Consider the following 15,578-nt stretch of genomic DNA (forward strand, 5'->3'; position numbering starts at 1 on the left):
CAGGACATGAAAACTAAATTACTATTTCTGTATTTTGTTTTTAGTGTGTCATGGTTGTTTGCCCAGGACCCACCGGCAACGATAGTAATACAGGATGATACCCTACAGTCAGGTCAAACCCGGAATTATATCGTTACGCAGAGCATTACCTTAAAACCAAATACCTGGCTAAGGGCGGGGAGTACCTTTTCGGCAAAAGTAATATCGGATGCCTATATTCCTTTAGCCATCAGTAATACGGAGAACTATATTTTGACCCGAAGTTACCAGATGGGATTGACCAGTAGCGCAGGTATCACGGAGAATAAGGACGTCATCGATAAAGTGATATATTATGATGGTCTTGGAAGACCTAAACAAGAAGTGGCTGTCAGGGCCTCTAATGATAAACATGACATAATTACCCATATTGAATACGATTCGTATGGCAGGCAAGTCAAAGAGTATCTTCCCTACCGGGCCGGTCAGAATAAAGGACAGTTCAATGGTAGCGCCTTATCACAGACTAACAGTTTTTACGATACAACAAAATACGAAAACACGACTAATCCATATACGGAAAAGGTTTTTGAGCCTTCCCCTTTGAACGTGGTAGAGGAAATAGCCCCTCCGGGAGTTCCCTGGAAGGCCGATCCTTCCAGGGATAGTGATCATACCATTAAATATAAGCATACCACGAATGCTAATGAAGAAGTCCGCTTGTATGAGGTATCGCTGACATCCGATTTTACCCCATCTCTGGTGGCTTCGGGGTATTATACCTCAAGAGAGCTCTATGTTACAATAACCAAGGATGAAAACTGGCAACCGGCGGATGGGGACAACCGCACAACCAAAGAATATAAAGACAAACAGGGCCGTATAGTCTTAAAACGGACCTATAACAGCGGGGCTCACGACACCTATTATGTCTATGACGATTACGGCAATTTAACCTATGTGCTCCCGCCCAAGGTCAATACCGGGAGCAGTATCACCGCCACAGTGCTCAACGAGTTGTGCTACCAGTATAAATATGATGAGCGAAACCGCCTGGTGGAGAAGAAGATACCAGGAAAGGGTTGGGAGTATATCGTGTATAATCTCCTGGACCAGCCTGTGATGACCCAGGATGCCAAACTACAAGCCGATAAAAAATGGCTTTTTACCAAGTATGATGCTTTTGGGAGGGTAGCTTATACGGGTTTTCACCATAGCGAGAGCACCAGGGCCGCCCTGCAAAACACGGCCAATGATACGGATACCTATGAGCAATATGTCTCCAAAACCGGAACCCCCACCACGTATGCCGGCACCCCGGTGTATTATAACAATGCGGCTATTCCGCAAGGTATGGCAGAGATCCATACTGTTAATTATTATGACAACTACACTTTTGATCTTGCCGGGTTAACGGTACCCACTACGGTACTGGGACAAACGGTAGATACGCAGACCAAAACCCTGGCTACAGGGAGTAAGACAAGAGTATTGGATACCAACCATTGGATCACCACGATCAGCGCCTATGATAAAAAAGGGAGGCTGATCTACACGGCGACCAAAAACCCTTACCTGAATACTGCCGATATTGTAGAAAGCAAGCTGGACTTTGCCGGGAAGGTGCTGGAAACCAGAACCACCCATACCAAGGGGAGCAATGCCGCTATAGTTACGATAGACAAGTTCGAATACGACCATATGGGCAGGCTTTTGATCCAAACCCAAAAAATCAATAACCAGGCGGAGGAGCTTATTGCAGAAAATGTATATGATGAATTAGGGCAGTTGGAGCAGAAGAAAGTAGGAAATACCAAAAGTAAGCCTTTGCAGACTATAGATTATACCTATAATATACGAGGCTGGCTAAAAGGCATGAACAATCCGGCTACTTTGGGCAATTCCTTGTTTGCCTTTAGAATAGGCTATAACGAAGGCAGTAACCCCTTGTACAATGGTAATATAGCGTTGACCCAATGGAAGACCAAAAACCAGGACCAGGGGTTAAAGACCTACAATTACACCTATGATGCCTTAAACCGGATAAAGACAGCCATTCATAGCAATAATAATTACAGTCTCTTAAATGTGAATTATGATAAGAATGGTAATATCATAGCTTTAAAGCGCAATGGTCATGTCAATGCCGGTGCCACTTCCTTCGGGTTGATGGATGACCTGAGCTATACCTACCATAACGGGGGCAACTTTCTGGTAAAAGTAAGTGATGCTGCCAACACGGTTTATGGTTTTAAAGACGGCACCAATACGGATAACGATTATGCCCGGGATGCTAATGGTAACACAACCCGAGATCGGAACAAGGGTATCACGGGTATTACCTACAACTATCTGAATTTACCAACACAGGTCAGCTTCGGCAGCAATAAAATTGTGTATATTTACGATGCCTTGGGCACTAAATTAAAGAAGGAGGTTACCCAGGGAAGTTCTGTGACAGCAACGGAGTATGCCGGGAACTATATCTATGAAAACGGGCAGTTGCAGTTTTTCAGTCACCCGGAAGGTTATGTAACCAAAGAGAGTGGTACTTATACATATATTTACCAGTATAAGGATCATTTAGGGAACGTGCGATTGTCCTATGCAAACACAGGAACGACAAGCACTCCGCAACTGGAAATGATAGAAGAGAATAATTATTACCCATTTGGGTTCAAACATAAAGGATATAACGGTGAAACCTCTTCCGTTGGAAACAGTGTGGCGCAGAAATGGAAATATAACGGAAAAGAGCTTGAAGAAGAACTCAATCTGAATGTTTATGATTTTCACGCCAGAAATTATATGCCTGATATTGGCAGAACTCTCACATTAGATCCTCTTGCTGAAGATTTTTATACTTTATCTTCTTATTCATTTCAAAATAATAATCCTGTTTTTTTTGTGGATCCTACAGGAAAATCTGCATTAGAATGGGTAAAAGTAAAAAACGAATATATTTGGGATGATAGGGTAACAGATCAGGCTACAGCAGAGCAGTATCAGGGAGAAGATGCAAAGTATGTGGGGGCTAATGCTACAGTGTCTACAGTGAAGAACGGAGAAACCGTTGATTCGGTTACTTTAAATAATGATGGGAGCGTTACTCAAGGGGAAGCAACCTTAGGAGTTAATTCAAAACAGGTTATTGCAAATGCTTATGGCTCTACATTTAAGCCAAAACAAACAGGAGGAGACTATCTTCAGATTTCAGCCGGTTTTGCATTTTTAGGTGGCTTTGGTATTGCTTTTGGAATAGTAAATGATGCCGTAGGAAATAGTAACTTTTATTTTAATTTTGACGGGAATATTGGGCTTGGTTTGGGGGTGAGTTTGGATAGCGGAACTACGACGCCCACGGGGACAAATCAGTTTTTAACCAGTAATTTTGCAGGGAATAGTAGCAGTTATAATGCTGGAATAACAGTTATGGGAATTGATGCCAGCAGACATGTAGGAGGAAGTATACATGACAGTTGGCATACTAATGATAAAATGAACACTTCAAAATTTGGAGATCATCGGTCTGGTTATAGAACGAATCAAGGAGGCCTTGGAATAGGTAGAGGACTTAGATTGTCTGCGATGTATTCTTATGGAACTACAACAGTTTTTAAATAGGTTATGAAGAAGGTTCAACTTTCAATTTGGTTAAAAATGCTACTAATTTTAGTATGTCTTACACCTTTAGTACTTTTATTTTCCAGTATTCTTGTTCCTAATCTTTTTGATAATCGAAGTTTTGAAGAACGATTTTTAGAACGAGAACGAAAGAAAGAGTGTATAGGAATAATAGACTCTATCTACCATCAGAAAAAAAATCATAACATTTTAACACTTAAGGTTAATCAATGTATTTATGAAATTACTCCTTTGTGGGAAAACAAATTTCAGGTAGGAGACTCTATATCCAAGAAAAGAGGAGAATTGATTATAGAACATTATCGGAACGGGACTTTAATGGATATTTTAAAGGTGAAACTTTAAATAAAATAGATTATGATGATTTTTAGATTGTGAGTGATCTTGAATGGGATAATAAAGTAAAGTATTTTTTGATTTTTATGATGGTTTTTCCGATCATTGGCCTCTTTGGTTGGATATTTTGGGGAGTAATAACAGATGATAGGACGGGTGGAGAAATATTTTTAAGCTCCAGAAAGGAAATAAATTGTGTAGGTCGTGTGGACTCTATCTATAGGCAGAAAATGAACCACAATATATTAACACTGAGAACTGAAAATTGTATTTTTCAAGTGGAGTCAGAATGGGAATCCAAATTCCAAATCGGAGATTCTATTTCCGCTCTACAAAGTGTTGTCTGTTCCCCGCTCTACAAAATGTTCCGAGCTCTGCGAACGTCTCCGACTTCGCAGCTCACTGCACATCAAGGACAGGCCAAAACGTCATGCTCCTCTCTGAGGGGCTTCCAAAATGATGTTGAACCACATTTTTGTAACTTGTTTAAAGCCTTTTGATTAACCAAATCATTGCAGCGATAAATAAAGTAAGACTTGTGAGTAACCGGGATACACCCTGCTCAACGAAGTGTTGCTGGCTCTGCGAACGTCTCCGACTTCGCAGCTCACCCCGCTCTACGAAATGTTCCGTGCTCTGCGAACGTCTCCGACTTCGCAGCTCACTACACATCCATGACAGGCCAATACATCGCACTCCTACTTTGGCAAGTGCTCCGTACAGGTCTCTGAGGAGCTCCCAAACCTATGTTTGTGAGCATTAATGATAGTTTTGTTTAAAGTCTTTTAATTGATCAGGTCATTGCGGAAATAAATGAAGTACGACTTGTGAGTAACCGGGATACACCCCGGAGAGGCATTTTTCATTTTTTTCTTTTCAGTGAAGGTTTGGGCAGCGAAGTTGCAAAATCTTCGCTGAGCGTGGTAACCAGTCGTTTTTCTGTTTTCTAAAGTAAAAACCGGGGGAGCTCGCCGGAGAGATAACCGTACATCGGATTGGATCTGAAAAACTTTAACAGTCCAGTTGTGGATTTCCGTAACAGGTATTATGAAGTATTTCTTTCTTTTGAGTTCAAATAAATAACACGGGCATAAGAAATATTTTAGCATAGTATGACGATGTATTCTTTTTTGGATTTAAAGTATGTATAATCAATATTTTAATAAACTTCATGATGTAGTTCCATCAGGAGAAAATAGTAGTCTTCATTTATAAATGCGGTGCAGAAGTTTTTGGTGTTTATTTTGTTTTTCTATAATATTACCGTACCAAAGAACGATCCTTTTAAGGATGAATAACAATCTTGTAAACAAAACATAAAAGCGAATGAAATAAAATTACCTCTTTTTTAATAGTACTGTGGCGATAAGCTGCTGTTTTACCCCCCCTCATATACGTTAGAAAGGTTTTCCCCGTGCAAAGCGGGTTCGGACCTTTTATGTTTTTTTTCGACTGTAATAAAATGATGCTATAAAACCTGCATTTCTATGAAAAGAATTGTACTTTTTCTTTTAGGGATCCCTATGACCTTTTATGCGCAGACCAATACATTTCCGGGCTCCGGGAATGTGGGAATCGGAACGACGGCTCCGGCTAAAAAACTGGATGTAGTCGGTGAGGTACGTGCTGAAACTTATAGTTTCCCTCCTACACCATATGACTTTTCGCTTGCTCCAAGGACCCAATTACCCTTTATGAGTATCCGGTTATTTGATGATTATCATACGTACCGTCCAGGGGGAACTTCACCGGACAATAACCATTATGGGACATTATTGGCTATGTATGGAAAGAGTAGTCATTGGCAAAGTGATATTTATATTGGCGCTAATAAACGAATGTATTTCAGGACAAGTGCCTGGAGGGGAGGGGCCTCAGAAACCGGGGAAACCGGCGGGTTCCACAATTGGCGGACACTATTGGATTCCCGGAGTGATGTCGCTTCATCCGGAAAGCTTCAGTTGACCGGCTCAGGGGATCATTACATTCAGAATGGAAATTTGGGTATCGGGACAACCAGTCCGGACGCCAGGTTAGCAGTAAATGGTGTAGTACACAGTAAGGAAGTCAAGGTAGACCTGGCCGGCTGGAGCGATTTTGTATTTGCGGAAGATTATGAGCTTCCTACCCTGGAGGAAGTGGAGTTGCATATTAAAGAAAAAGGCCATTTAAAAGATATTCCCAGTGCAAAGGAGGTTGAGGAAAACGGGATATTCCTGGGGGAAATGGATGCCAAATTGTTGCAGAAGATCGAGGAGTTAACCCTGTATGTCCTGGAACTGAAAAAAGAAAACCGACAGCAGCATACCAGGATTGACAGTTTAGCAGAAAAAACCAGGAAACAACAGCAGGAAATTAACCAGCTTAAAAAGAAATAAGAATGAAAAGAATATGTTTTAGGTCCCGTACAATAACGAGCAAGATTTTATGGGTCGGGCTGCTATTCATCGTTTTTTTTAAGGGAAATGCCCAAGCGGAAGTCACTAAAAATGTTACCGTTGATGCTGCCGGGTGGAAAAGGGTGGCCCTGTTGGATGCATCAGCGGGCCGGGGATACAATGAAATAGTATTATTCACTAAAGGAGGAGCTACAACGCCGAGGGTTGTGAAAATTTCCTGGTTTAAAGGATGGTCTACGGATTATGGAGGACTAAATGTGGTTTCATTGAGTAATGGGGGGCTTTGGTCTAAAGTTCGAATTACTTACGATGGAACTAATTCTTATCTCGAAGTTTATTTTACCACAGCTATTCCGGTATTATCCGTTTACCAGGATCAATCTGTATGGAGTGGAGGGAGTATTATAGAAGGAACATTACCCGGCGGCGGTGGCAATATTGTGGTTTCGGCCACGGTAGGCCGGGTAAATTACGGAGAAGGAGCCTTTTATCTGGGATATAACGGTAATGTAGGTATCAATACCACTACTCCCGATGCCAAACTATCGGTAAATGGCGTCGTACACAGCAAGGAAGTCAAAGTAGATCTGAACGGCTGGAGCGATTTTGTATTTGAAGAAGGTTATGGCCTTCCCACCTTGGAAGAAGTAGAACAGCATATTAGGGAAAAAGGGCATTTAAAGGGGATCCCAAGTGCTGAGGAAGTAAAGGCCCGGGGCATTTTGTTAGGGGAGATGGATGCCAAATTGTTGCAGAAGATCGAGGAATTGACTTTGTACATGATAGAGCTAAAGAAAGAAAACCAACAGCTCCGTAAAGAAATCGATGCACTTAAAGAAAGTGAAAAATAAAAATTGCATTATGAAACTGAAATTTATGTATTTAAACATACTCTAAAAGAGACTTAATATCCAAATTTAAAGTTCAAAGTTTATTAAAAAAAACGAAATGTTCATAACCACCAAAATTCACAACAACGATCAAACGGTCCGGTCCCCGATATCTTTAAAGGAGACGTTTAATCCGGACAGAATACCTGATGTCTCCGCGAGCTTATCCCGGTTGTCTTTTAGAGCAAAAATGCATAGTGTGGTAAGGGTAATCACATATGTATTGTTGTTTGTATGGCAGATCATCAACCCGTCACATTGTTTTGCACAAGAAATACCGAAAACCATTCCACCCTCCCCGGATGCTGTTTCGCTCTTTAGATATCAGACCTATCCGGTCGATTATTCAACAGGGCTTCCCCAAATAAATATACCATTATACGAGATCAAGAGCGGCAGTTTAAGGGTGCCTCTTGAACTGAGTTATCATGCGTCTGGTAGGAGGGTAGATGACCAGGACGGAGCCATATCGCTTGGTTGGACGCTAAATGCAGGCGGGACGATCTCCAGAACTGTAAAGGGGTCAGCAGATTTTGGAGCGTATAAATTTCCGTACCCCTTTAAAACAGATGGACTCACAAATAAAAATGACTGTGCTTATTTAGAGCAGATTGTCCACTATAAGCTTAACCCTACAGAAGTGTTTCCAAGTAATTGGAAAGACAGTGAGTACGACATCTTTTCCTATTATTTTGGCAACAACAGTGGCAAATTCATTTTCAAGGATATAAACAATGTAAAAACCCCGATCCTGTTAACAACCTCTAAACCCTATGTCATAACACCGGTTTACAGAGCGGAAGACAGTCCCTATGGTATATTGGAGAGAATTGACATCCTGGACGATAAAGGAGTTCTTTACCAATTCACCCCTATGGGACATTATAATGGAAGCGATGGATCTGTCATTGAAAATGAATACTGCCTGACTAAAATTATTTCTGCGGATAAGGCCGATACCATTTCGTTTACCTATACCTCGGTTAATCAAACAAGGACAAGGATAAGCCATACAATTACCGCTATCGATAAGGTAAATAATGGTGATCAAGATATAGTAGGCGAAAATTCATTATTTTCAACTAACTATGACTTTTATGCTGTTCCAAGATTACAACAAATTAATTTTAGGCATGGCAAGGTTGTCTTTAACCTTGTTTCCGGCAGCGATAAGATTGATAATATTCAGGTGTTCGACAGTAGTAATAAACCTATCAAGAGCATCCAGTTTAACCGTTCCAGATTAGATGCTTCTTCTGCGGGAACGTCCAGCAATATCACCAATAAACTTGATAATATTGTTTTTAAGGACGCTACAGGTTCGGCCATAGAAAATTATGCGTTTGAATATTACCCGACAGCAGCGACATCAGGTGTTTTAAATCTTCACCATCGTGATTGGTGGGGCTACTATAATGTATCAGGGCGGGATGATATGGTTCCAAGATATACGAATCTGGAATGGGTCACCTCTGCATCAATTTCGTTCGATCATAGTATAGGGAGTACTTCTGCCAACCGAACCCCAAAGCTTACAGGGCTCCTGTCAGGTGTGCTGAAAAAAATAACGTATCCCACGGGAGGTAGTTCAGAGTTTGTTTATCAGAATAACCGGTATAAACATTACTCATCCTCTCAAGTAAAGGATGGCCCCGGAATTCGCATACAACAGATCAAAACCAATGATAGAAACGGGACAACAAGCTACCGTACCTTCGTTTATGGAGAGGATGGAAACGGTTACGGCACTATAGATCTGGTACCAGATATTAGTAATATGGCAAAGGAATCGCATTATTACTACTTTATGCCAAATGGTGATATAAATCCTTTGAATCCTTATGGTAACAGCTCTTACCGCGAACGGGTTTTTTATGATGATTTTATTCCTCAGTTAAAAGAGCTTGCCACCAGGCCGGTAACTTATAAGATGGTAACCGAATATCTTGGTACACCAGAGGACAATACCGGAAAAATAGTATATACTTATGATTATCAACCTTGGACCCCGCAGAGTTTTCAAAACAGCAGGAATGAACTGACAATTCGCGGACAACATATTGTGAATTATAACTATTGGAATAAACCTTCTTTGATTAATAGGAAAGAATATAAGAATATAGCTAACAATCGTCCGTACCAGCTGGTAAAAGAAACCGTGAACAATTACGGTACTAAGATAACAGAAAAAATTTATGGATTACATATTGATCGGGTTAATATTTTTCCACAGAGGGCTCCTGCTCCTGATCCTGATCCCGATTTTTCAGGTAAATATGTAGAACCGTGGGCTGTACTGAGAACCGGGAGTCCCACTAATCTTCCCTATGCTTTCGGTAAATATCAAATTACGGCTGGATACAAGTATTTGAGTAGTTCATCCGAAACAGTCTATAATGAAGATGGTATGAGCAATTCCACTCTTACCTCGTATATTTATAATTCCCGGGGGTATGTCAGTTCTGTTACAAGTAGCGCCTCTGACGGAGGGAGCTTGGGGATGCAGACTAAATATCCTTTTGACTATTCGGGCAACACGGTGCTGTCCCAGATGGTAAGGCCTGAAACCAATATGTTGAATTATCCTGTAGAAGAAATTCAGTTAAAAAATAATGTAGTAATCAATGCAACTAAGATAAATTACTTCAACTGGGGGGCATCAGTTCCCCAGATTTATCCCCAGATAATACAAACCAGGACCGGGTCGCTACCCTATGAAACAAAGATCCGTTTTTACGACTATGACAATTTTGGTAATTTGCTTAGTGTAGCCAAGGAGAATGGCCCCACGGAGAGCTATGTATGGAGTTATAAAAATCAATATCCTGTTGCGAAGGTATTAAATGCAAATTATAATACAATAGAGACCCTATTAGGAGGTGCGACAGCAGTTAGAACCTTTTCTGCGAGCATTCCGCCAAGTGCCAATGCTGTCAACGATTTTCTTAATCCTCTTAGAGCAGAAGGACTAAAAGATATTCAGGTTACTACTTTTAGCTATAAACCCTTAGTCGGAATGACGAGTCAGACCGATGCAAAGGGAATGACGATGTATTATGAGTACGATAACTATCAACGATTGATTAGTGTGAAAGACCATAATAGGAACGTTGTTAAGAATTATAAATACAACTATGGTAGTGGAGTTTCGTCAGGCGTGTATTTTAATAGTTATGTAAGCCAAAGTTATACAAAGACAAACTGTACCAGTGGTTACGGTACCAGCGTAACCTATCGGGTGCCGGCAAAAAAGTATTTTTCTACCATATCGCAAGCAGATGCAGATGCTAAGGCCAAGGCTGATATGCAGGCAAATGGGCAGAACTATGCCAACCAGCACGGGGAATGTTTTTACAGGAATGCCAAAAAGCAGCAAACCTTTACAAAGGATGACTGTCCTGTCGGGGTGAATGGGTCAAAGGTTACATATACTGTTCCTCTTGGAAAATATACATCCACTATGTCACAAGCAGATGCCGATGCTATGGCACAGGCTGAAATTGACGCTAACGGACAAGCCAATGCCAATGCTAATGGTGCTTGTGGGTTTTACAACGTAGCTGTACATAAAATTTTCACAAAAAATAACTGTCCTGCCGGTGAGATACCGAGTGAAGAAGTATATAAAGTTCCAGCTAAGAGGTACTATTCTCGGATTTCTCAAGAAACGGTAGATGCAATGGCACAGGCTGATATTGATGCCAATGGACAGGCCTATGCCAATACCAATGGTACATGCCGCCAGGCGGTGAGTTTCTCGTTTTCGAATTCTACATCGGATAGTTTCGGAGTATCTTTCAAGGATAATTATGGCGTCATAAAAAGTTATACCTGTCCTCCGGGATATTCTTCGCTGGTATTGCCGGAAGGGGTCTATACCATAACGGTTCAGAATATCAGTTCGAATATTAATCGTCAAATATATGTGGGAGCCCGAACGGCAATTGTGGGCACCTATGTACAATTCAGTAATGTAAATGTTTTTAATGTAGGTTTTCCAAGTGAAAAATCAATGGGCATGTTAAACTAGGAGGCATATTTTGATGAATTGTCAAAACAGGAAAAGAAACTATGAAAAAAGTGCAGGTGCCGTAAACCACTATAGCCGTTTTGAAAGAGTGTGATAAAAATAACATTTTTAAAATCAGTATTTTGCGGGTGTTGTTGCCTCAAGTTCAGATAACAATATTTACCTATATCCCTTTGGTCAGGATGATCAGTAAATAGGATCCTTAAGGGAATGCTACCTATTTCGAATTCGATGATTTTAATCGATTGAATTTTATCCTGGAAGAAGAAGGAAAACTGTTAGAAGAATATAAATATCACTATAAAGGAGAATAAATATGAAAAGCATATATATTATTAGTATACTCTGTATGTTGAGTACATGTAAAGGTTATTTATATGGGCAAAAAGATCTTATTAAAAAGTGTCAGGATGTAGTCTCTCTAAGGGAAAGAGAGGTGATTTTTGAAGCAAAAGGAGGTTCTCAAAACCTAACAATTCTGCGGCCGGGAACATCGTGTATTAATGCGAACATTACGGTATATAATGCACTGCCCGAATGGATAGAAATAAATATTGTCAGAAGTACTTCGATGGAGATCGTCTGCAAGTCTAATTCTTCAATAGTAAAAAGAAATTTTACTGTTCAATTTTCAGTAAATGGTAAGCTTGCTCAGGCAACATTATCAGTAGTTCAGGAGCAAAAAATTTTGGCTGAATTTTATCCAGTTAATGATGGTGACGGTTATGGAGATATGTATGCTACTCCTCATCTGGAAACTCTTCCTAATCCGGATTGGGTAGAGAATAATGAAGATTGTGATGATAGTAATGAAGCCATTAACCCTGAAACTATTGGGTGTACAGATCAAGATAGAAATGGACTTGGTGATCCGAATGATACAAAAAAAGGATGCTTTAGACCCAATAGTTATATATTGAATAATGATGATAAGTGCCCTTTTGCTTCCGGACCTTTGGATAATAATGGATGTCCTGTTGATTATGAAAATATTTCGTATAGCGATGAAAATTATCTTTTTACCCGTACCTATCAGAAAGCCATGACCACAGCGGATGGTATTGAAGAAAGCGGGGATGTTCAGGAATCCATTGTGTATTACGACGGTCTGGGTCGTCCCAAGCAGGGCGTAGCGATACGTCAGTCCCCGGGGATGCAGGATATAGTCACGCATATCGGTTATGATGCCTTTGGCCGTCAGGACAAGGAATACCTACCCTTTGTGCCTGATCCCGCACCGGACAGCTACGGTAGTTTCCGTAGCGGGGATGTAGCAGGGAGTACCCAGGCGTATTACCAGTCAAAATACCCTGCAGATTTTACGGGGCTTACGGTTTCGCAGGTCAATGCGTATGCCCAGAAGCAGTTAGAGGCTTCCTCCGCCGCGATGGTTACAACCTATACATACGATCCGTTAGTAGGGGTTACCAGTATTACCGACCCCCGTGGTGTGACCATGCGGTATAGCTATGACGATTTTAACCGTTTGGAGTTTATCCGTGATGAGACCAATTCCTTGTTAGAGCAGTTCCGATACCATTATAAAGACTAACTTTTCTGATCATATGTAGTTATGCAAAAAAATACGATACTATTAGTTTTAAGTATACTGTCCTCTTTTGTTGTATTTCCGGTGTTTGGGCAGAACGCCTATGTAAAGGGACCTACACAGGTTCCTTACAAAAACACGAGTACTTATACGGTAATGCGGGCAGGTAATACTTCCGATGCGCAATGGAGTGCCCAGGGCGGTACAGTACAAAGTTATACGTCGACCAGTGCTTCGGTTAAGTGGCATGGGGATAGCAGTAGCGGTACGGTATATTTTAATTCCTCATCTACCGGTACCCTGACCCTGGCAGTGCAGATCACCGGGGTTCCTCCAAAAACACCAGCCCATCCTGTGATCACCAGTACGGATTGCGACAAAGCAACCCTTTCACGTAGTGGCACCCCTCCCAGCGGGGTCACCTGGTACTGGCAGGGCAAGAACGGTAATGGTACGAGCACGAACCTGGGTTCGGGTAGTACGTATACGGCGCAGCAAGGCAGTGGCGTTTATTATATCAAGGCCAGAAACAGTAATGGAGTGTGGAGCGAAGGCTCGGGAGCTGTATACGTGACCATTCCGAATGATCTTTTGGGAGTACCTTCATCGCCTTCAGTAACCAACAACTGCGGCAATACGGTACTCACCCGGGGCACGCCTCCGAGCGGGATTACGTGGTACTGGCAGAGTAGTGCAACAGGAACGAGTACTTCGAATACTTCGGGAAGCATCACCCGCACCACGGGGACGGTGTATTACCTCCGGGCACGGCATAACAGCTCGGGTTGCTGGAGTGCTTCCCGGACGATACCGTACACGGTAACACAAGAAAAAACCTGGTATGCAGATAAAGATGGTGACGGATTCGGAGATCCTAACGATACGATCGTCGCTTGTACGGAACAGGAAGGTTATGTAGCCCATGGAGACGATCTCTGCCCTGATGTGTACGGAGAAGCCGGTGGTTGTCCGGATGAGAGCTACCAGGAAGTGGCTTTCAGTAATGAGAACTATGTTTTTACCCGTACCTATCAGAAAGCCATGACCACAGCGGATGGTATTGAAGAAAGCGGGGATGTTCAGGAATCCATTGTGTATTACGACGGTCTGGGTCGTCCCAAGCAGGGCGTAGCGATACGTCAGTCCCCGGGGATGCAGGATATAGTCACGCATATCGGTTATGATGCCTTTGGCCGTCAGGACAAGGAATACCTACCCTTTGTGCCTGATCCCGCACCGGACAGCTACGGTAGTTTCCGTAGCGGGGATGTAGCAGGGAGTACCCAGGCGTATTACCAGTCAAAATACCCTGCAGATTTTACGGGGCTTACGGTTTCGCAGGTCAATGCGTATGCCCAGAAGCAGTTAGAGGCTTCCCCGCTGAACAGGGTAGAAAAGCAGGCGGCCCCGGGTAAGGACTGGCGACAGGGCGGAGGCCATGAGGTGGAGTTTGACTACGATACCAATACCGGGCAGGAAGTACGCCTTTACGAGGTAACTATTACCGAGACCCAGGCACCTGCCGGAGTATTTACCTATATCCCCGCCCTGGTATTGTTTTCGGCAAACAACGGGTATTACGGAGCGGGACAATTGTATAAAACAATAACCCGCGATGAGAACCATAGCGGAACGGGCAAGGCCCATACCACAGAGGAGTTTAAGGACAAGCAGGGCCGTGTGGTCTTAAAACGGAGCTATACGGTATCGGGCAATACAGATCTGGCTCATGACACGTATTACGTTTACGATGATTACGGGAACCTGACCTATGTATTGCCTCCCAAGGCAGAGGCCCATACCACCCTTCCTGATGCTACAAAGCGCAACGAGTTGTGCTACCAGTACGTATATGACGGCAGGAACCGTTTGGTCGAGAAGAAGCTTCCTGGTAAAGCCTGGGAGTCTATCGTTTACAATACGCTGGACCAACCTATACTAACTCAGGATGCCTATTTGGATTCCCAGGGGCAATGGCTTTTCACCAAGTATGATGCCTTTGGTCGTGTCGCCTATACGGGAACAGTTAAGAATAGTGCAGAGCGAAAATCGCTGCAAGGTACGGCAAATGATACCACGGCCTATTGGCAGTTTGAAGAACGTCTGGGCTCCCCGGTACTTTATACCGACCAACAGACCCCGGTATACTACAGTAATAGAGCGGCTCCTAAAGGATTGAACGATACGATCCTTACGATCAACTATTACGACGATTATACCTTTGACCTGGCCGGGTTAACCAAACCCACGAATGTATTGGGACAGGCTGTGGACAAAAGAACCAAAACAATGGCCACGGGAAGTAAGGTCCGTGTGTTGGGTACCGATCACTGGATCACCACCCTGAATGCCTATGACAGCAAGGGCCGATTGATCTATACGGCCAGCAGGAACCCTTACCTGAACACTACCGATGTGGTGGAAAGCCTGCTGGACTTTACCGGTAAGGTACTAAAAACCCGGACCACCCATACCAAAGGCAGTAATGCCCCTGTAGTGACTACCGATATTTTCGAATACGACCATGCAGGCCGGCTTTTACGGCAGTTACAATGCCTGGGAGGCGATTGCGGTACGGAAGAAGCCTCGGCTGCGAATATCGAATTGAACGAACAGCTTACAGGGCATCAGAGTAAAATAGCCAGCAGTTCTGTTGTATTAAAACCCGGTTTCCATTTTAAGGCCACCAGTAGCGCCAGCTTTAGTGCTTCGATCAGCATTCCCGGCGAACTTATCGCCGAAAATGTGTA

General features: G+C 42.6%; 7 protein-coding genes. All 7 read left to right on the forward strand.

Going from position 1 to position 15,578, the window contains the following annotated elements; genetic code table 11:
• Positions 1-6: 6 nt before the first annotated feature.
• A complete protein-coding gene (locus BT112_RS20410) occupies positions 7-3,603 on the forward strand; it encodes a DUF6443 domain-containing protein (RefSeq protein ID WP_072319314.1) in 3,597 nt (1,198 codons plus the stop codon).
• 3 nt (positions 3,604-3,606) lie between these two features.
• The gene (locus BT112_RS20415; RefSeq protein ID WP_072319315.1) at positions 3,607-3,969 is read left to right on the forward strand and encodes a hypothetical protein; all 363 of its coding nucleotides are present in this window, start codon (positions 3,607-3,609) and stop codon (positions 3,967-3,969) included.
• Between the two features lie 1,478 nt (positions 3,970-5,447).
• A complete protein-coding gene (locus BT112_RS20430; RefSeq protein ID WP_072319318.1) occupies positions 5,448-6,338 on the forward strand; it encodes a hypothetical protein in 891 nt (296 codons plus the stop codon).
• Between the two features lie 2 nt (positions 6,339-6,340).
• Positions 6,341-7,210, forward strand: a complete 870-nt coding sequence (locus tag BT112_RS20435) for a coiled-coil domain-containing protein (protein WP_072319319.1) — start codon at positions 6,341-6,343, stop codon at positions 7,208-7,210.
• 238 nt (positions 7,211-7,448) lie between these two features.
• Positions 7,449-11,279 (forward strand): DUF5977 domain-containing protein, encoded by a 3,831-nt coding sequence (locus BT112_RS20440; protein WP_139276326.1) that lies wholly within the window; start codon positions 7,449-7,451, stop codon positions 11,277-11,279.
• 688 nt (positions 11,280-11,967) lie between these two features.
• On the forward strand, positions 11,968-12,831 hold the full coding sequence (locus BT112_RS21705) for a DUF6443 domain-containing protein (protein WP_175545840.1): 864 nt from the start codon (positions 11,968-11,970) through the stop codon (positions 12,829-12,831).
• 21 nt (positions 12,832-12,852) lie between these two features.
• On the forward strand, positions 12,853-15,578 hold a 2,726-nt coding region (locus tag BT112_RS20450), incomplete at its 3' end, for a DUF6443 domain-containing protein (protein WP_245777081.1).

Origin of the sequence: Sinomicrobium oceani, assembly GCF_900119185.1 — a bacterium.
GTDB classification, from domain to species: domain Bacteria; phylum Bacteroidota; class Bacteroidia; order Flavobacteriales; family Flavobacteriaceae; genus Sinomicrobium; species Sinomicrobium oceani.

Excerpts from the sequence above, each read along its gene's own strand:
- BT112_RS20435 (WP_072319319.1), top strand. The coding sequence starts at position 6,341 with ATGAAAAGAATATGTTTTAGGTCCCGTACAATAACGAGCAAGATTTTA.
- BT112_RS20415 (WP_072319315.1), top strand. The coding sequence starts at position 3,607 with ATGAAGAAGGTTCAACTTTCAATTTGGTTAAAAATGCTACTAATTTTA.
- BT112_RS20430 (WP_072319318.1), top strand. The coding sequence starts at position 5,448 with ATGAAAAGAATTGTACTTTTTCTTTTAGGGATCCCTATGACCTTTTAT.
- BT112_RS20410 (WP_072319314.1), top strand. The coding sequence starts at position 7 with ATGAAAACTAAATTACTATTTCTGTATTTTGTTTTTAGTGTGTCATGG.